Source organism: Enterovibrio gelatinilyticus (assembly GCF_028683095.1).
GTDB classification, from domain to species: Bacteria; Pseudomonadota; Gammaproteobacteria; order Enterobacterales; family Vibrionaceae; genus Enterovibrio; species Enterovibrio gelatinilyticus.
This window is the reverse complement of sequence record NZ_JAJUBC010000003.1, coordinates 258,594-278,417: the sequence shown is the minus strand read 5'-3', so window position 1 is coordinate 278,417 and position 19,824 is coordinate 258,594. Positions and strand designations below refer to the sequence as shown.

The 19,824-nt window shown below is 44.8% G+C and carries 11 protein-coding genes; 8 read left to right on the top strand and 3 right to left on the bottom strand.

Annotation, left to right across the window (positions count from 1 at the left end; translation table 11 throughout):
* Position 1 precedes the first annotated feature (1 nt).
* The gene (locus LRP50_RS04320) at positions 2–472 is read right to left on the bottom strand and encodes a BamJ family beta-barrel-assembly machinery protein (protein WP_274163259.1); all 471 of its coding nucleotides are present in this window, start codon (positions 470–472) and stop codon (positions 2–4) included.
* Positions 473–1,212: 740 nt separating this feature from the next.
* Here LRP50_RS04320 and LRP50_RS04315 point away from each other — a divergent pair.
* Both LRP50_RS04315 and katG read left to right on the top strand, forming a co-directional pair.
* Positions 1,213–3,555 (top strand): glycosyl hydrolase family 18 protein, encoded by a 2,343-nt coding sequence (locus LRP50_RS04315; protein WP_274163258.1) that lies wholly within the window; start codon positions 1,213–1,215, stop codon positions 3,553–3,555.
* A gap of 359 nt (positions 3,556–3,914) precedes the next feature.
* Positions 3,915–6,089 carry a catalase/peroxidase HPI gene (gene katG / locus LRP50_RS04310; RefSeq protein ID WP_274163257.1) on the top strand — a complete coding sequence of 725 codons (2,175 nt, stop codon included), beginning with the start codon at positions 3,915–3,917 and terminating at the stop codon, positions 6,087–6,089.
* A gap of 278 nt (positions 6,090–6,367) precedes the next feature.
* On the opposite strand, the gene LRP50_RS04305 is transcribed toward katG, so the two are convergent.
* Positions 6,368–6,541, bottom strand: a complete 174-nt coding sequence (locus LRP50_RS04305; protein ID WP_274163256.1) for an ATPase — start codon at positions 6,539–6,541, stop codon at positions 6,368–6,370.
* A gap of 474 nt (positions 6,542–7,015) precedes the next feature.
* On the opposite strand from LRP50_RS04305, the gene LRP50_RS04300 reads away from it, so the two are divergent.
* The 6 genes from LRP50_RS04300 (at position 7,016) to LRP50_RS04275 (ending at position 18,099) form a co-directional block, all read left to right on the top strand.
* The gene (locus LRP50_RS04300) at positions 7,016–7,903 is read left to right on the top strand and encodes a PhzF family phenazine biosynthesis protein (protein WP_274163255.1); all 888 of its coding nucleotides are present in this window, start codon (positions 7,016–7,018) and stop codon (positions 7,901–7,903) included.
* A gap of 176 nt (positions 7,904–8,079) precedes the next feature.
* Complete coding sequence (locus LRP50_RS04295; RefSeq protein ID WP_274163254.1) at positions 8,080–9,288, top strand: EAL and HDOD domain-containing protein; 1,209 nt, start codon at positions 8,080–8,082, stop codon at positions 9,286–9,288.
* Between the two features lie 4 nt (positions 9,289–9,292).
* Positions 9,293–12,634: an ATP-binding protein gene (locus tag LRP50_RS04290; RefSeq protein WP_274163253.1), complete on the top strand. Its 3,342-nt coding sequence runs from the start codon at positions 9,293–9,295 to the stop codon at positions 12,632–12,634.
* A gap of 211 nt (positions 12,635–12,845) precedes the next feature.
* A complete protein-coding gene (locus LRP50_RS04285) occupies positions 12,846–13,877 on the top strand; it encodes an efflux RND transporter periplasmic adaptor subunit (protein ID WP_274163252.1) in 1,032 nt (343 codons plus the stop codon).
* Between the two features lie 2 nt (positions 13,878–13,879).
* Positions 13,880–15,034, top strand: coding sequence for an efflux RND transporter periplasmic adaptor subunit (locus LRP50_RS04280; protein WP_274163283.1), 1,155 nt, complete (start codon positions 13,880–13,882; stop codon positions 15,032–15,034).
* The gene (locus tag LRP50_RS04275) at positions 15,031–18,099 is read left to right on the top strand and encodes an efflux RND transporter permease subunit (RefSeq protein WP_274163251.1); all 3,069 of its coding nucleotides are present in this window, start codon (positions 15,031–15,033) and stop codon (positions 18,097–18,099) included. The genes LRP50_RS04280 and LRP50_RS04275 overlap by 4 nt, the downstream gene beginning before the upstream one ends.
* Before the next feature lie 518 nt (positions 18,100–18,617).
* Here the strand turns inward: LRP50_RS04275 and nhaA are convergent.
* Positions 18,618–19,823: a Na+/H+ antiporter NhaA gene (gene nhaA / locus LRP50_RS04270; RefSeq protein ID WP_274163250.1), complete on the bottom strand. Its 1,206-nt coding sequence runs from the start codon at positions 19,821–19,823 to the stop codon at positions 18,618–18,620.
* Position 19,824: the final 1 nt, after the last annotated feature.

Genomic DNA, 19,824 nt, shown 5'->3' with positions numbered 1-19,824 from the left:
GTTAGCTGAAATCCAATAATTCTACTTCGAAAATCAAGGTTGAACCCGGCCCAATAGAACCTGCAGCTGCATTACCATAAGCCAAGTTTGATGGAATGAAGAATCGTGTTTTTCCACCCTTTTTCATCAACTGGACGCCCTCTGTCCAACCTTTTATCACTTGGTTAAGTCCAAATTCAATAGACTCACCACGTTGTACTGAGCTATCAAACACAGAACCATCTAACAAAGTACCATGGTAGTGAACGCGAACGCGTGATGTGGCTGTTGGATGCATTTCACCTTCGCCTTCTTCTAATACTTTGTATTGAAGCCCAGATTCAGTAGTGATAACCCCTTCTTCTTGCGCATTTTTTTCTAAGAATTCAGCGCCCAATTGCTTGTTCTTTTCTGCCACTTTTTTTGCTTTCTGGCGGATAAGAATGATGAAAACGAATATCACGATGATGATGAGAGGTAACGCAAAATCCATGGTAGCTATCTCACTGTTTGTAATTGGCTGAGCCTAAAATTATACCCATCTAACTCGGAGTGTCTCGGCGTCAACCGATTGAACTGCAAAGGGGTAGGCACTTTCATTATCCTTAAGCATTGCACAGATTGGAATCGTTAAATTCAAACAAGATTACTGGGGTATCAGTATCAGGCCATGGATGCTCTATTTTGGTGCAATCTTTGCGCCATAACGTCTCGTAATCTATTGAATCTAACTGGTTAGAACCATCAAAGAATACGGTTTGACGGGGTTTGATAGCCAATCGAGCTGAATCCGGCCTCTTCAGGTTGTTTGGGTGTATTTATTGGTATGCCATTTGCTTTACCAATATCGTGCTTATACGCACAGCTATACTCACTCTCCCCTGAAACGGGGATAGCTAGTTAGCGCGTACTCCTTTGTAGTTTGTCCCCGCTTGTTTTATACAGGCGGGGATTTTTTCCCCCCCGTTTCATGAAACAAGATACTCTGTGATCCTCGTTCAATCTAATTGATATGTAACAGTTTTTATGAATTTGCGTATCGGCGTGATCTACTTCTATTTCGGTGTGAAATCGATGCTTTGCTGCAAAGAAATGGCGAAAGAAATGTAACTGACTAACTACATTCCGAATCGTAGTGCCAAACTTGAGAATTTATATTCGCGTCGAAAATTAAGTGGTGAAACAGTAAGGGGAGCACACCAACCAACATCCAATACGTGGAGAAAAATAACAATGTATAAAGGACTTAAGTTTACAGCGGTTGCCGCATGTGTTGCAGGAGCTCTCGGTATGAGTGCGTCTGTATACGCTGCACCAACGCATGATAAAGCCGTGATTGGTTACCTAACGCAATGGGAAGCGTGGAAAGGGACTGATGCAGGTTTTAGCGTTAAAGGCGAAGCAACGCATTTGAACGTAGATATGGATATCTACTCCATTCTAAATTTTAGTTTCTTTGGCGTGGCGAAAGATGGCTCCTTGCACAGTGGTGACCTTCGCAACAAAAACATCTATCAAGATGGTTCGGTTCAAGAGCCAGGCCCACTTTTGCACCCAGATGTTTATTCAAGCTGGGATTTCCACATTCTTTGGGGTGAACTCGAGTATATTCACGAGTTCCCAGGGAATGAACCGTGGCAAGCCGATCAGCTAGCTAAAGTGCAAGCTCAAGGCTTTGTAAAAGATGGTCGCGGTTGGAAACATGCACCTTCTGGCGTGACGGGTCAAATGCCTATCCCGTTGAAGAAAGCCGGTGGCGCACCAGGTTTGATTGACTTGGCTAACCAAAAAGACGTGAAAGTCATGGCGTCTATTGGTGGTTGGAGTATGTCAAAACACTTCCCCGAAATGGCCGCAAACCCAGCTATGAAAGAGCGCTTCCTTGCTGATATCGATCGACTGATGGCGCTGGGCTTCCACGGTATCGATATCGACTGGGAATTCCCAGGCTCTGGTGGCATGAACTTTACGGGTACAGACGTTGATTACGCTAACTTTGAGCAATTGATGGATGATATTCGTGCGCGTATTGGTAACGACAAACTTCTAACCGCCGCATTTAAAGCGGTACCTGCTGCACTTGAAGGTTATGACTGGAACCGTCTATCGAACTCGATGGATTACTTCAACATGATGACTTACGACCTTAACGGTGGTTGGTCAAACCTGACAGGTCACAACTCCCCGTTATATCCATACCCAGAAGAAGAGTTTGATGGGTTAACACTGGACGATTTGCGTGTTTGGATGCAAGCACGTGGCATTCCATCAAACAAGATTAACTTCGGTGCTGCTTTCTATGGCCGTGGCGTTCAAACCAAAGAAGCGACAGCTTACTTGGGCGCACCAACCGACAAACGTACGGTGAACTTCTCTGTTGATGGCCCTACGTCTTCATCGGTTGATCTAGATAACTGGAAGGCGTTTGAAGGGCAACCAAATTACAACTACATCATTAAGCAAAATGGTTGGGAGCATTTCTGGGATGCCAACGCTGAAGTCCCTTATGCCGTAAAAGGGAAGTATTTCCTAAGCTACGACGATGAGGAAGCCATTCGCAAGAAAGCCGAGTATGTGGTTAACCATGATCTTGGCGGCATCATTGTTTGGCAGGTACACGGTGACATTCAGTGTGAAGGCACCTTTATCAATCATGGTTCGAAGCTGAAGGAATGTACCAACCTGAAATCGCCATTGGCGCAGCAGATTGACAACGTGTTTAGTGCAAATGTGTTGCCAAATGAAGCGCCAGTCATTTCGGTACCGGGCGCACAAGCGGCGGATTCTGGTCAGGTGATTAGCTTTGTTGTTTCAGCGGTAGACGCAGATGGTGATGCACTTTCATTCACGGCTGCAGGTGCAGATGTCGTTGATAATGGCGATGGCACAGCGACTGTGACTTACAAAGCGCCTAACACCGCAACTGATCTGACAGATACGGTCACTGTCGTTGTTAGTGATGGTCGACGTTCAGATTCTGCTTCGGTTACGGTGAATGTAACTGGTAGCGGCGTAGTTGAAAATACAGCACCTGTGTTAAATGCACCGGCTTCTGTCGATGTAACTGCTGGCGATGCGACTGTAATTTCAGTTTCTGCGACTGATGCTGATGGCGATGCGCTAACGTTTGCCGCTTCTGCAGGTGTTGTTGCACAGAATGGCAACAGCGCGACCATCACGGTTTCAACGGTTGATTCGGATAAAGACAGCGTGATCAGCGTTGTTGTTAGCGTGAACGATGGTGCCGCTAGTGCCGACGCGACGGTTGTCGTCAACGTGAAGGGCAATGCAGGCCCAGTTAACGGTTCATGGGATAAAGACACCATTTATAACACTGGCGACAAGGTGACATACAACGGTGTCGAGTACACAGCGAAATGGTGGACGAAGGGTGAAACTCCTGGGTCATCTTCTGTTTGGGAAGCGTTTGATGACGGTTCTGCACAAACGTGGAGTGCTGGTAAAGTCTACGTGGGTGGTGATTTAACTATCCATAAAGGCAATACTTACAAAGCGAAGTGGTGGACGAAAGGCGATATGCCTGGGTCAGCTTGGGGACCATGGGAGCAGCAATAATCCCATTGTTTCGGAGTGACACTACACTGATATAGATTCTATCAAATCAAGCCTCGCAGTCGCGGGGCTTTTTTCGTCACTATCGTCTGATACATAAACCCCTCAAAATACTTAAAGTGGATGTAGAGCTCAAATTGCACGAGTGCGTTAATCACGAGACATGTGTTTTCATTTTGGTTGGCGGAATTTCGTTTATCTCTTTGATTTTAAAGTAAATAGTAATTCTTCTTTTGTAAGATAGGAAAAACCGATTGGAACCGTAGTAACAACCTATTGGCTGTCGACCTCATATCCATCTATACCTGTTAACGAGCACTGAACAAGCAAAGTAAGACAGGTTTTCATTTGGAGAGATTAATATGTCTGACGTAGGTAAATGCCCTTTTCATAACAGCCCAAGTCGCGGAACCACGAATCGAGACTGGTGGCCAAATCAGCTTCGGATCGATATTTTGCACCAGCACACCCCTGAATCGAATCCATTAGGCGGTGAGTTCAATTATAAAGACGCCTTCAATCAATTAGACCTAGATGCAGTCAAACAAGATATTCATGCTCTGATGACGGATTCTCAAGAATGGTGGCCTGCTGATTTCGGTCACTACGGACCTTTGTTTGTGCGAATGGCATGGCACAGCGCAGGTACTTACCGTACATCTGATGGACGCGGTGGTGCGGGAACAGGCAACCAACGTTTCGCTCCCATTAATAGCTGGCCTGACAACGGTAACCTCGATAAAGCCCGTCGCTTACTTTGGCCTGTTAAACAGAAGTACGGCCAACATATTTCGTGGGCGGATTTATTGATTCTTACCGGTAACGTGGCGTTGGAATCCATGGGCTTCAAAACATTTGGTTTTGCAGGTGGTCGCGAAGACATCTGGGCACCAGAGGAAGATGTGTACTGGGGAACAGAAAAAGAGTGGCTTGATGACTCACGCTACAGCGGCGATCGAGATCTTGAAAATCCACTCGCGGCAGTACAAATGGGCCTGATTTATGTTAACCCAGAAGGTCCTAATGGCGACCCTGATCCGCTTCTTGCAGCCACCGATATTCGTGAAACATTTGCGCGGATGGCAATGGATGACGAGGAAACTGTGGCCTTGATAGCTGGCGGGCACACCTTCGGTAAAACACACGGAGCAGGCGATGCCGGTTTGGTTGGGCCTGCACCCGAAGAAGCGCCAATTGAAGCGCAGGGTTTTGGTTGGAAAAGTGCGCATGGCTCTGGAATGGCTGGGGATGCAATCACTAGTGGTCTTGAAGTGACATGGACACAAGCTCCAACACAATGGAGCAACTATTTCTTTGAAAACCTTTTTGGCTACGAATGGGAGCTTTCAAAAAGCCCTGCTGGTGCTCACCAGTGGGTGGCGAAAGATGCGGATGGTGTGATTCCAGACCCATTTGATAGTTCGAAGAAGCGCTTGCCGACAATGTTAACGACGGATTTATCACTGCGTTTTGATCCTGCTTACGAAAAAATCTCGCGTAACTTCTTAAATAACCCTGATCAATTTGCCGATGCTTTTGCTCGCGCATGGTTCAAGTTAACACACCGTGACCTTGGGCCTCGCTCACGTTACCTTGGTACAGAGATTCCGAGTGAAGTGATGCTTTGGCAAGACCACGTCCCAGAGCGTGATCATGCATTGGTAGATGCAACTGATATTGCGCATTTGAAGTCTAGGATTGATGGAACGGGCTTAACGGTCTCACAACTTGTGTCGACAGCTTGGGCTTCAGCATCAACCTTCCGAGGTTCAGATAAGCGCGGTGGTGCAAATGGGGCGCGTATTGCGTTAGCACCACAAAAAGACTGGGTAGTGAATCATCCTGCTGAACTCGCCAATGTATTGGCAAAATTAGAAGGTGTGCAGCTCGATTTCAACAGTGCTGAGACTGGCGGTAAACGCGTTTCACTTGCGGATATCATTGTTCTTGCAGGTGGTGTTGGTATCGAAAAAGCAGCGAAGCATGCAGGCAAACATGTTGATGTTCCGTTTACGCCAGGAAGAACCGATGCCTCTCAAGATGAAACTGATATTCATGCCTTCGCTGTACTAGAGCCTGAAGCGGATGGGTTCAGGAACTATCAAAAAACCAAGTATGCGGTCTCTGCGGAAGAAATGTTGATCGACAAAGCGCAGCTTCTAACGCTAACCGCACCTGAAATGACCGTGCTAGTGGGTGGACTTCGTGTTCTCAATACCAACGCAGGTGGTCATTGCCACGGAGTATTTACCGATCGCCCTGAAGCGTTAACGAATGACTTCTTTGTGAATCTATTGGACATGGGCGTGGAGTGGCACCCCGTTGATGGCAATGATGTCTTCGAAGGAAAAGATAGGCGAACGGGTGAACTGAAATGGACCGGGTCTCGTGTTGATTTGGTGTTCGGTTCAAACTCTCAATTACGTGCATTGGCAGAGGTATATGCCACGCAAGATGCGACACAAAAGTTCCTTGATGATTTCGTATCAGCTTGGACAAAAGTGATGAATCTAGACCGTTTCGATCTCCTCGCTTAACTGAGCCTGATGGTGCGAAATCGTGCATGTGTTTTGTGCGAGCTGAAATGTTAACCAAAACCGTCTTAGGGCGGTTTTTTCGTTAATGAACGACACTATCCCGAACAAGTGATGGTACGTATTGATAAGCAATGGCTTAGTGGCATCGCTGGCCAATTGTTTAATCGCGCAATAATGATTGAAAGCATATTAAGACCGGAGGTGTCGGCTGAACAACTACTAACAAAAAACGCGCTGGAAAGCGCGTTCTTTGGATATACACATTAATGACAGAACGATTAATGTGTTGATTTGCCGCCGAAGTATTTTTCTAAGACTTCTGGCGTTAGTTCGCCTTTCTCTTCGAGCGCTTTAAGTTCAGCAGCGATGCGTTTTTGATCTTCTAAAGAAGGCAAAGGAAGGTCGGGTTCGCGCTGAGGCGCATCTTTCATCAAGTTTTCTAAGTCGATCATTGTTTGATACCCATAGTCTATTTGTCTCGTATTCTAAGGAAAAGACCCCTGTGCGAGCAACCTCAATATGTGTATCTACAAAGAAATCGTTGCTTGTCCTACCGAACGTGGAAAGCAATATGGGTATTCGAGCATGAACTACGAGTCTCGCGTGATGCAATTGAAGTCAGTGACATAGCGAGGCTACGGTGAAGATAAAGACGTGCTGGTGATAGAGGGAGTGGTATAGGGCATGAGTAATAGCGTCTAGCCTATGCAATATAACCAAAGTACTCAATAAGCCGAGAATTATCGTAGCTGTACCGCTTTTAAACGATTTTGCTTCGGAAAGGGGCTTCATTTCTCGAAAGAGCATCAAATTCTTGTGTTTTTTGTTTTTTTGTAACACTGTAACAAATATACCTAAACGCGCTATGCCAACGTGTCTTAAGGCGCATAGCCGACACACAATAATAAAAAACAAGGAAGGTAGCGATGTCAGAATTTCTTGAAGTCTATGTGGTTAATGCCTTTGTTGCTGATAATCAAGGCGGTAACCCTGCGGGTGTTGTTTTAAATAGCGCCCATCTTTCCCCAACACAAATGCAATCCATCGCCAAAGAGCTTGGTCATTCTGAAACAGCATTTGTATCTCCATCTAAGAAAGCAGACTTTCGCGTTCGTTTTTTCACGCCAACCAATGAAGTCGACTTTTGTGGTCACGCTACTGTTGGGACATTTTCAGTTCTCTTTAAGAATGGCAAGTTGGCCGCGGGAGATTACAAACAGGAAACAGGTGCGGGCATTCTCGGGGTCTCTATTTCTGAAGAAGGACGTGTTTCAATGGAGCAAGCGTTACCAAAATTTGGTAAAGAATTCTCTGTTGAAGACATCGCACCTTTGTTAGGAATTACATCAGAGGATATTTTAGCAACAGGTTTACCCGTCAAAGCGGTGTCAACTGGCTTGGTCGACATTATTGTCCCTGTGACTGATGAAACTGTGCTGAATAAAGTGACTCCGAACTTGGCTGCCATTAAAAAGTTCAACAAAGCCTCTAAAACAGGGGCCGTGCATGTGTTTTCGTTAACCCCTTCAGAGTCAGATATTTCTGCGCGTTGTCGTAACTTCGCTCCGTTGTTGGGTATAGATGAAGAGTCGGCAACGGGAAGTGCTGCGGGTGCGCTGGCATCTTATCTGCATGTATATCAGGGTGGTGGCAAATACCGCTATTTGTTTGAACAAGGTGAGAACCTGAACAAACGCTCATTGATTTGGGCCAGTGTAGAACCTGATGGAGAGAAAATTATCGGCGTTAGTGTGGGGGGGTTTAGCGATAAGCCACAACGTATTCCCTTTCGCATTGAAGAAGTCGCCGAATAGTCGGTAAGCACCTTGAAAGACAAAGAGAAAAGAAGCCGATAGGCTTCTTTTTTTAGTTTCAGGCGATAGAACGTTTATTGTTGTCGTGGATTCATCTATTTCGCGGAAAAAAAAGGAAAAATACACCATTTGGTCTAAATTTTAATAATGAGTTTCATTAATGGGACAATGACTAAGTGACTGAAGTGTTTTTTTCGTGTCAACCAATCTTCGACAACGAATTGAAGCATTGGGGGAGCGAGCTTTTATTCCGAGAAGGGCTGGAGAACAAGTTCCCGTCGGTTGACGAGGATACGGCAACATCTCGGATACTGAGTGCCAATTTCTTAGCGAGTTCGGATCGAAAGGCCGACATCCGATACATCGTCAGTTTTGGTGAATCATCACTGCTGGATGAGATCCCACTAGCACTGCCGCCACAACATCTTATCATTTCGGTAACCGAAGACTGTTTACCCACTCAAGATCTGGTGAGCAAACTTCGAAGCTATCGTACGGAAGGCTACCGTATCCTAATGGATAGTAAAGCCATGAGAAATGAGTGGCGAAGATATCTAGAGTTAGTGGATATTGTCAGTGTCAGTATGGAACGTAGTGACCCTTCCGACTGGGAAGACACCATCATTCAATATTCACAACAAGTGTTTCTTGCTCGAAAAGTGGAGACACAGGAAGAACTGAATGCCGCTCAAGGGTTCGGGTTTGCTTTGTTTCAAGGCTACTTTTTTGAGAAGCCACAAGTCGTTAGGTCGGAAGATGTCGCTCCGTCAGTCATGTCTTTGCTCGATGTTTGTATTGTGATTAATCGAAATCCTGATGACATCGATACGCTGACAAACATCATTTCGAAAGACGTTTCTTTGCTTTACAAAGTGATCGCGAGTTCCAACATTCTCGCCAAGACTAAATCCAATAAGATCTCTAATCCTCGTCAGGCTGTGGTGTACTTGGGCGTACAGGCGTTAAGGCGGTTAGTGTCGTTGTTGATTATGTCGAATTTAAACCATCAGCATGCTGCGCAATTGCAAAGTACGGCATTAACGCGTGCGACACTATTATCCATGCTGACACTTGAATCGAGCGATTTTAATCAAGATGAGGCCTTCATCGTCGGGGCGTTTTCGATGTTGGACATAATGTTAAGTAAACCTATGTCTGAGATCATCAGTCATTTGGATTTATCACCGAATGTAAAAAAAGCGCTCGTGTCGAAAGAAGGGGTGTATGGGAACTTGCTATCCATGTGCAATGATATCGAGCATGCCAATTGGAACGGCTTAGTCCATTGGTGTAATCATCTAAAGCTCAATGACAAAAAGGTATTGGGCGAATTCGAATGTGCACGAACCATGACCGCTGATATCACGGCTAGCATGCAGGTTTGATTTTATGTTGATGATACGAACAAGGCTCGCGGTCATCCTGCTAATTAGCGGGACACTCATTCTCAGTATGTTTGGTGTTTTTAATTATGTGAAAACCCAAGAGCGCTTGCAGAACGAGTTGGAACACGAGATTTCGTCGATTGCAACGCGATTGTCTTATCGCCTACCGAACCAGATGTGGAACTTTGATTTTGAGTCGGTGATTAAAGACCTAGAAAGTGAAGCGCTATCTCGCTTTGTATATCGTGTTGAGGTCATCGCCAATGATGACAGTTTTCGGCACATTACCGCACCCAAAGATGGACGATTTGACAACGAGTTTAGGCTACATCGTTTCCCAATTCTTTATAAAGAGTTGGGGGAGCCTAGGCTAGTTGGAGAGCTGATAGTCTATGAAGATCCCAGACCTATTGAGAGTTCGCTGACATCTGAAATATTGTCAGGTATTGCCCAAGTGTTTTTGCTTGATCTCATGATCATGTTCTTGATTTGGAAATACGCACGAGCGATTCAGGAGATTGAATCTAGCAAAAACTACCTCAACACCATCATTCATAGCTATAAAGATGGTTTATTGGTTCTTGGCGAAGAGCATCAAGTGACCACACTCAATGAAGCCGCGCAGCGGATGTTTGAGCTTGAAGATGTACCACAAGACCAGTTATCTCTGACCAATATTATTTCCAAAATCGTCCCTGATTCACGTGCGTACTTTTCTCAAGCGCTATATGGTCTTAACACTAAAAATCTGAATTATGAGTTAAGTCGAGCAAACGACAAACTCATTGTTCAAGTCCGATCAACAAAAATCGAAGTAAACGAATCAACACTGCAAGTCGCAATTATTCGCGATATCACAGAACAACACCTCGACAAAATAAAAGTGTCTAAGGGTGCTGAATTGTTCTCCGCGGTCAAAACATTGCAAGATAAATTTCTTGTGAGCGACGATTATCACAATAGCTTTAAAGAAGTACTGAAAATATTGCTTCGAATTGGTGAGAGTAACCATGGGTTAATTGTTGAAGTCGATTACAGTGAAAAGAAAAACTATCGACCTTTGGCTCAAACACGTTTGGTTGCAAATGGATATGTGTCCGAAGATTTTGTGAACAGTGTCGTTACTAAGGTGATTGAAACACAAAAAGGCGATAGGAGCCTGCAGGTTGCGGGTTTAACCAATAACAACAATAAGCTCATCATCAACGCCTTGTGCATGCCGCTATTTCTCTCGAATCAGTTAGTGGGTGTTGTATGTTTGTTCGATGAATCAACCAGTTATGATGATGACTTGTTGTCATGGATTGAGCCGGTACTTTCGAGTTTGAGTGCCATGGTTAACTTTGTTCGTCAGAAAAAACTCAATGATTTGATCTCTGAAGAAATGCTTCAAGCGAAAGATGATGCTGAACGTGCCAATGAAGCGAAAACAAATTTCCTCGCGATGATGAGCCATGAAATTAGAACACCGATGAATGGTATTGTCGGTATGTCTAATTTGCTAAAAGATACCCCACTCAATCAACAGCAATCCTACTTTGTCGATACTTTAGTACATTCATCGAATGCCTTGCTAAACATCATCAACGATGTGTTGGATTTGACCAAAATTGAAGCGGGTAAAATGCAGCTGCTTGAACAAGATAGTGAACTCGTTGATCTTGTTCATGATGCTTTGGTGGTGTTTCACGCACGAGCCGTTGAGAAAAACCTCCGTCTCCATTGTTTGATTGACCCCGAGCTACCGCGTTGGGTCAGCATAGACCCTGTGAGATACACTCAGATAATTCTTAATCTTGTTGGTAATGCGGTTAAATTCACTAAGCAAGGTTCTGTGATGGTTCACATTAGCCAAGCAATAGTTGATGGCAACGTATTGCTGCGCTTGAAAGTCAAAGACACAGGGATTGGGATTAGAGAAGAAAATCAAAGAGCCATTTTCGATAACTTTACGCAAGTTGATAGCTCATATTCACGGTCATATCAGGGAACGGGACTTGGGTTACCAGTATGCCTACGTCTGACTGAATTAATGGGCGGGGAATTGAAAGTGGTGAGTAAAGAAGGGGCAGGCACGACCTTCACCGTCGATATCCCTTTTAAAGCGTCTATTGATCACCAAGAAACATTATTTGCGGGAATGACGCTGAAAGAGGAAGTTGCAATTCTGAACGTGGTGATTGCGACGTATGATCCCCAACTATACGCTGTGTTTAATGCTTATCTGAATAATATTGGTCTTTCAGTCTCTCAGTTTATCCCCAGCAAAACATCACCAGATGTCATCACAGAATCAACCCTATTGTTTGTTGATGATAGTGAGATTGGTGAAATGCGTGAATTGATGAATGGGGCTGCTAATAGCATTATGATCAGTCACGACGGAATGATTGATGAGCTGGGTATGCCTTGTCTTATTAACCCAGTGAGTCCAGACACTCTATTTAACGCGCTTACCATAGACGATCCTTTGCCGACTAATATTGCCGATAAACCGTCTGCCGATGTGATGTTTGATGGTCTGAATGTGCTTGTGGCTGAAGACCACTTGGTCAACCAAGATCTTATGATTTTGGTACTTAACAGTTTAGGTTGTACCGCCTCTTTGGCTGAAAATGGGTTGAAAGCCCTTGGAATGCATAGCGAAAAGCAGTATGACCTTATTCTCATGGACTGTCAGATGCCAGAAATGGATGGCTTTGAAGCGACACGTAAAATCCGTGAATTCGACACTTTAACACCTATTATTGCTGTTACTGCCAATGCATTGTCGGGTGATGCTGAACGATGCATTGATTCTGGAATGAATGCTCACTTAGCGAAACCGTTTACCAAAGATCAACTCGTGAAGTTGATGTTGCTCTATGTGGCCAGTGAACATGTTACATCGAGGGATGAGTCTCTACATGGAGGTGATGATGAAGTCGTAAATCAGGAGGATGTCATTGCTCGCAATGAGTATATGGAAGTAGAGAAAAACCCAGTGTCACCTGCGACAGAAAACGCTCAAATATCTTGTTTAGACTTGTCACGAATAAGAGATCAGGTCGGTGACAGTGAAGAACTGATGCAACATATTCTTGGTAAATATGTTTCATCTCAACAAGCGGATATTGATGCGTTTCAGAAGGCGTTAGAAAGTGAAGATATCGATGCTGTTAAAAAGATTGCTCATCGCATGAAGGGTGCCGCGTCAATGATCGGTGCCGATGACTTAGCCGCATTGTGTTTACGGATTGAAAAAACGGACTGTAAGCTCGCAGAAGATTTACAGGCATTTTTGCCGCAACTCAATGATAGAACAGGGGCTATTGAGCGAGAAGTTGAAGCAATTTGCTCCATATAGAATGGAATTAAGATCACATAAACAAATAACTAATAGCGTGATTTCATTCAAGAAATACGTTTTGTCGTGTGAAACATAAGAATATCAAGATATACGACCAATTTCCTCCTGCCATTGTCTACTCTTTCCTTGAGAGTGTTGTGTTGTCTGCTTTGACAACTTAATCGCTTTCGAATTTCCCTATAAAAGTGAGCTCACAAGGAGAGTTACAATGAAAAGAACGCTTTTTTTTGCGTTTTTGTTCAGTTTAGGTGGTTGTAGTGAAGAGCCTCCTGTTCCAGAGCCTGATGCTCGTCCAGCAAAACTCATGACCATTTCAATCGGAGAAGGTGATGTTATGCGCACGTTTCCGGGTATGGTTGAAGCTGACGACAAAGCGGTGCTTGCTTTCCGCGTCGCAGGGCAGATCCTTTCAATGCCTGCATTTTCAGGAGAAGATGTTGCTGAAGGAAAAGTGCTAGCGGAACTGGATAAAGCTGAATACGCATTGCTCTTAGAGAAAGCAAAATCTATTCATGCACTTGCTACGGTCCAATATCAACGTGCTGTGAAGCTCAAAAAGACAAATTTTATCTCTGCTCAAGATTTTGACAAAGCGGTCTCTTCATTAAACGAAGCCAAAGCCGATCTAGAATTAGCGCAATCCAATTTCAACTACACAACATTGAAAGCGCCTTACGGTGGCACGGTGTCGTTAAGAGTGAAAGAAAAATTTGAGTATGTGAATGCGATGGAAGCTGTCATGCATATTCAGACTAACGAAGTGATCAATGTCAGTTTCCAGCTGCCAGAAAGGCTATTTAAATATTTCGCCTCTGGGGGAGAGGCCATGAGGCACTTTCCTTCAGTATCATTTGACGCCTATCCCGATCAGGTTTTCCCCGCTGAATTTAAAGAAGTGGACACAGAAGCTGATTCCACTACCGCTTCATACCGAATTACTGTGTCTTTGCCTCGTCCTGATGGTGTGAACGTTTTGCCTGGCATGGCGGCTGAAGTGTCAACAAGCTTACCCGTCAGTGCTCAGAATACGCTGCCTTCTAGCGCGATTGATAATAGCGGCGGCATGACGTCGGTGTGGCGAGTAGAAGAAGGCGGCAAAGTTAAAAATGTTCCTATTGTGCTTAATGGTGAAGTACTGGAAAGCGGGCTATCTGACGGTGATGTCATTGTCGTTAACGGTATTCAAAGTCTTGAGGATGGTGTGGTTGTCTATCCATGGGTGAAGGAGAGAGGGCTGTAATGATGGAAAATCTTTATACAGAGAAACATCACCTATCCTTCAGCAGAATCCAGGTGAAAGCCAGACCAGTGAAATATGTCGCGCTGTCCTTGACTGCGCTTTTAGTTTTGACCGCTTGTTCAGAGGCTCCAACAACCACACAGATACCCGTACAAAACGTAGAGGTGCTTGACGTCGGTGGGAATGATTCTGAGAGCCAATTGCATTTTCCAGCGATTGCAGCAGCGGCCGACAAAGCTGCCTTGTCATTTTTGGTCGCAGGTGAAGTTGACAAGATTTTTGTTAAACCCGGAGAGGTCGTTAAAAAAGATACGGTGCTCGCAACAATCGATCCCATTAACTACAAGTTGGCTGCTGACAATGCGCAAGCCAAATTTGATGTGGCAGATAGTCAGTATCGTCGCTCCAAACCGCTTGTTGAAAAAGGTTCCTTGGCGAAATCACAGTTTGATGAGTTAGCTGCACAGCGTCAGATTGCAAAAGCGGAATTGGACATTGCAAAACTTAAACTCTCCTACACCACGCTGAAAGCACCTGTTGATGGCGTGGTGAGCCGTGTTCCCGTGGAGCAATTTGAGAATGTAGCCATCGGGCAGACCATACTCAATATTCATGATGCCACACAAGTTGATATTCGGATCCAAGTGCCTGATGTCATGTTTACTCGCCACGGTGACCGAACCCGCGAAGAGAACTCTCGAGTGATCAATCCAAGCGTTCAAACCGATGATGGAAAAACATATACCTCAAAGGTGAAGGAGTTTACGGCTGAACCTGATCCCACCACAGGTTCTTTTATGGTGACCTTAACCATGCCAATGCCTGAAGACAAATTCATTTTGGATGGCATGACCGTCGAAGTCGTGGTTAAGGAAACCGGATTAATTCAAGAGCGCGCGAACATTCTCGAAGTCCCACTGGAAACGATATTTAACGAAGATGGTGATGGGTTGAACAGCAACAATAAGTTTGTGTGGATAGTTAATGAAGATAATCAAGTAGAAAAACGGCACGTTACTGTTGGAGCCCTTACGCCAACAGGTGTTTTAGTCGTTGATGGATTGGAAATGGGTGAAAGAGTGGTGTCTGCAGGTGTGAATAAACTGCGTGCTAACCAGCGCGTCAATGTCTTGATGGAAGAGGACGCCAACAGATGAAACAGACCATTGCGAGCTACTTTATTAAAAATAAAGTCATTAGTTGGATGCTAACACTGATTTTCATTATTGGCGGCACAACGTCTTTCTTTGGATTGGGCCGATTGGAAGATCCTGCCTTCACACTGAAAGATGCCCTTATCGTGACAAGTTACCCGGGCGCAACGCCTCAGCAGGTGGAAGAGGAAGTCACATACCCGATAGAGAAAGCTGTTCAGCAACTGGTGTATGTCGATGAAGTCACGTCCATTTCCAGCCGTGGCTTGTCACAAATCACGGTAACCATGAAGAACAATTATGGCCCGGACGATCTACCCCAAATCTGGGATGAAATGCGACGGAAAGTGAATGATCTTCAAGGAAGCTTGCCTCCTGGAGTCAATACGCCGCAAGTCATCGATGATTTTGGCGACGTATATGGCGTTTTGCTTGCCATAACAGGTGAAGGATACTCGTCAAAAGAACTGACGGATTACGTCGACTTTCTTCGGCGAGATCTCGAGCTAGTTGATGGGGTGGCGAAGGTACAAGTGACGGGCTCACAAAAAGAACAAGTGTTTATCGAAATATCGATGCGGCGCCTGTCGAATTTAGGGATATCCCCGCAGGTTATTTACAACCTTTTGGCGACGCAGAACGTGGTGAGCAATGCAGGTGCATTGCGGGTAGGTGATGAATATATTCGAATTCACCCAACCGGAGAATTCAAAAGCGTAGATGAGCTCGGTAATCTCATCATTAATGAAGCGGGCTCTAGTGGCCTGATTTATTTGAAAGATGTTGCTGATATTACGCGTGGCTACCAAGACGTCCCGAGCAACTTACTCTCTTATAACGGAGAAAGGGCGTTAAATCTTGGCATTTCATTTGCTGAAGGGGTCAATGTTGTAGAGATCGGTCAACGGGTTGAACGCCGCTTGGCTGAACTAAAGGAAAATCAACCTATCGGCATTGATATTGGTGTGGTGTATGCGCAGCCGGTAGAAGTCGACACGTCAGTTAAAGGTTTCGTGGTGAGTCTGGCGCAAGCGGTGGCGATTGTCATCGTGGTGCTGTTGTTGTTTATGGGCCTAAGGTCAGGGCTACTGATCGGCTTGATATTGCTGCTAACCGTGTTGGGTACTTTCATATTCATGAAGTATTTCCAAATCGATTTGCAGCGAATTTCATTGGGCGCTTTGGTTATAGCCTTGGGTATGCTGGTGGATAACGCCATTGTGGTGGTGGAAGGCATACTCATTGGCTTGAAGAAAGGGCGAACGAGAATTGAGGCTGCCTCTGATATCGTCACGCAAACCAAGTGGCCATTATTGGGCGCAACAGTGATTTCAGTCACTGCCTTTGCGCCGATTGGATTGTCAAGTGATTCCACTGGTGAGTATTGCGGAACGTTATTTACTGTATTGCTTATATCATTGATGCTCAGTTGGTTTACTGCAATTACATTGACCCCATTTTTCGCCAACTTGTTTTTTAAAGAGCAAAACGCAGATGAGAGCGGTGACGAAAGCGATCCCTATAACGGTATGTTGTTCGTGGTATATACAAAGTTTTTAGATATTTGTATGCGTCGTGCTTATCTCACCATGTTTGTCTTGTGTGCGGCACTAGCTGCCTCTCTTTATGGTTTTACACTGCTTAAACAGTCATTCTTTCCGTCTTCAACAACCCCTATCTATATGGTGGATGTTTGGATGCCTGAAGGGACAGATATCCGCGCAACCCAGGAAACACTGTCGTCCTTGGAGTCATGGGTGAGTGAACAGTCGTCGGTTGAATATGTTTCAACCAGCACAGGTAAAGGTACGCAGCGATTTATGCTGACCTATGCGCCTGAAAAAAGTTACTCAGCATACGGTGAGTTGATTATCCGGGTGTCAGACTACGATGCGGTATTGCCTTCGATGGCTGATGTAAGATCACACATTGAAAAAGAGTTTCCTGGCATTCAGTACAAGCTAAAGCGCATTGAGTTAGGGCCTTCAAGTGGTTCAAAAATCGAGACTCGAATTGTCGGCTCAGACCCAAGTGTGTTGCGATCGATTGCCGCCCAGGTTGTCGACATACTCAAAAGCGATCCAGACGTAGTGAATGTTCGTCACGACTGGAGAGAAAGAACAAAAATCCTTCAGCCAGAGTTTAATGAGAGTCAGGCAAGGCGTTATGGCATTACTAAGTCAGATGTTGATGACCTTCTGATGATGTCATTCTCTGGATTAAATGTGGGTGTCTATCGCGACGGAACAACGCTAATGCCGATTGTGGCAAGACTGCCAGAACTTGAACGCGTTGATGTTAAAACCATCGAGGGCATCAAGATTTGGAGCCCTGTACTTAATGACTTCATTCCCCTTCAGCAGGTGATTTTAGGCTACGAACTGATTTGGGAAGATCCACTAATTGTACGAGAAAACCGCAAGCGTACATTGACGGTATTCGCTGACCCTGATCCCCTAAAAGACGTGACAGCGACCACCTTGCTTAAAAAAGTAAAACCTGAAATCGAAGCTATTCCCTTGCCTAAAGGTTATAGCATTGAATGGGGGGGAGAATATGAATCATCGGATGATGCGCAAGAAAGCCTGTTCACCACGATGCCACTTGGTTATCTGTTCATGTTCTTGATTACAGTTTTCTTGTTTAACTCGGTAAAAGACTCTTTGATTGTTTGGTTAACCGTGCCTTTGGCTGTCATTGGTGTGACAACTGGCCTATTGGTACTTGATACACCATTTGGTTTTATGGCGTTACTTGGTTTCTTGAGTTTGTCGGGGATGTTGATCAAAAACGGCATTGTGTTAATTGACCAAATCAACATTGAAATGCAGAGCGGAAAAGAACCTTACAATGCCATCGTCGATGCGGCAGTGAGTCGCGTTCGTCCAGTTTGTATGGCTGCAATTACGACTGTCCTTGGTATGCTGCCGCTATTGCCTGATGTATTTTTCAAACCGATGGCGGTAACAATCATGTTTGGGCTCGGCTTCGCTACAGTGCTGACATTGATCGTGGTGCCGGTACTGTATCGCATCTTCTATCGAGTGAAATATTCCTCAGCCCACTAAGGGTAATTTCACCGTCAAAAGGCCTGTATATTTTGCAGGCCTTTTTCATTTCTATTTTTTGCCGAAAATCACATACTAAATTTTCCAGAAAAAAAGCACAGATGACTGTGACTAATTATATTCAATCATAACAATGATTTACGTTTAACTTTTGGGTGTGGATAAATTTATTTTTATCCACAGAAACGGTTGATAACTCGGTAGACTACGTTGCCGAGCATAGATGGCATGCGGGTTCTATAAATGTCAATAGGCGGGGTTTTTGCCAAAAAACTTGGGCCAGGGGACTTGCATAATTTGTGACTTTTCGATGACAAAATGCCTTTTGCTGATGCTTGCTAGGTTTACGTGTTGGTGACTTAAGATTCAGGAAATGTAAAGGAAACCACCGAGTGAAAAAAATCCAAAGTTCTTTCGATTGTATAGGGGAAAGAATCCGCTATACAAGAATATGCCAATGATATGACAATCCTTGTATAGCGGAGGTTTCTTTTAAAGCGAAGGAGAAGGGCGGTAAGTTAGTCTGGCTGACTTTCGTCGATCAATGGACGTGACACTGTCTTAAAGGAATATTTTAATGCGAGATAACCACATACCGCGGCGAGTATTGAACCTATGAAGATGGATATACGTGATAAATCAACCAATGCGTGGTTATCTGTGCCAGGGAAAGCGAGGGTCGTGATAAATATCGACATGGTAAAGCCAATACCACACAAAATGGAGGCTGACATAACATGTATAAATTGAATTCCTTTCGGCATGCTGCCAATACCTAATTTGATCGACATATAGCAAGCGAGAGAAATACCAATGGGTTTGCCGAAAAGCAGACCTAAGGTGATTCCTAGTGGTAGTGGTTCAGCTAGCATGGATAGACTGAAATTATCGAGCGGCACGCCGCTGTTTGCAAAAGCAAAGAGCGGGAGAATGGCAAAACTACTCCATGGGTGAATGCCATGTTCCAAATAGCGTAATGGACTTCGAATGCGATGATGCTTGATTCGTAGTGGAATAGCGAAGCCAAGAATGACACCCGCGACAGTTGCATGCACTCCTGATTTCAGCACGGCAACCCAAAGGATGCCGCCAACAAGCAAATAGCCGGTTAAACGAGCAACGCCTTTCGCGTTCATGTAAAACAGCGTTATGCTGGCTAACACTGCAATTGAAAGTGCAATCACGGACAAGTCGCTACTGAAAAACAGCGCAATAATAATGACCGCACCGAGATCATCTATTACGGCTAACGCGAGTAGAAACACTTTCAAGCTGACAGGAACTTGCTTTCCAAACAGTGCTAACACACCCAAGGTAAAGGCAATATCGGTCGCAGCAGGAATTGCCCAGCCCCCTAGCGCTTGAGGGTCATTCACGTTGAGTACGACAAAAATCAGGACAGGCACAACCATCCCACCGACAGCAGCCATTAGCGGGAACATGGCTCTAGATCGCGTGCGAAGTGCGCCTTGCATTAACTCGCGCTTTACTTCTAAACCAATGAGGAGAAAGAAAATAGCCATCAAACCATCATTGATCCAGAGTAATAAATTCTTCTCTATATCTAGCGAACCTACTTTGAAGTGAATAGGCGTATCGAGAAGCGCGAGGTAATAGGGAGCAAGGGGGGAATTAGCAATGATGAGTGCTAAAAAAGCGGAGGCAATAAGAATGATGCCGGGCGCTGTATCGAGTTGAAAAAAGTCGCTTATTTTTTTGCCCAAA

Bases quoted from the DNA above. Each gene is read 5' to 3' on its own strand.
- LRP50_RS04285 (WP_274163252.1), top strand. From the start codon at position 12,846: ATGAAAAGAACGCTTTTTTTTGCGTTTTTGTTCAGTTTAGGTGGTTGT.
- LRP50_RS04315 (WP_274163258.1), top strand. From the start codon at position 1,213: ATGTATAAAGGACTTAAGTTTACAGCGGTTGCCGCATGTGTTGCAGGA.
- LRP50_RS04305 (WP_274163256.1), bottom strand. From the start codon at position 6,541: ATGATCGACTTAGAAAACTTGATGAAAGATGCGCCTCAGCGCGAACCC.
- LRP50_RS04275 (WP_274163251.1), top strand. From the start codon at position 15,031: ATGAAACAGACCATTGCGAGCTACTTTATTAAAAATAAAGTCATTAGT.
- LRP50_RS04300 (WP_274163255.1), top strand. From the start codon at position 7,016: ATGTCAGAATTTCTTGAAGTCTATGTGGTTAATGCCTTTGTTGCTGAT.
- LRP50_RS04290 (WP_274163253.1), top strand. From the start codon at position 9,293: ATGTTGATGATACGAACAAGGCTCGCGGTCATCCTGCTAATTAGCGGG.
- LRP50_RS04320 (WP_274163259.1), bottom strand. From the start codon at position 472: ATGGATTTTGCGTTACCTCTCATCATCATCGTGATATTCGTTTTCATC.
- LRP50_RS04280 (WP_274163283.1), top strand. From the start codon at position 13,880: ATGGAAAATCTTTATACAGAGAAACATCACCTATCCTTCAGCAGAATC.
- katG (WP_274163257.1), top strand. From the start codon at position 3,915: ATGTCTGACGTAGGTAAATGCCCTTTTCATAACAGCCCAAGTCGCGGA.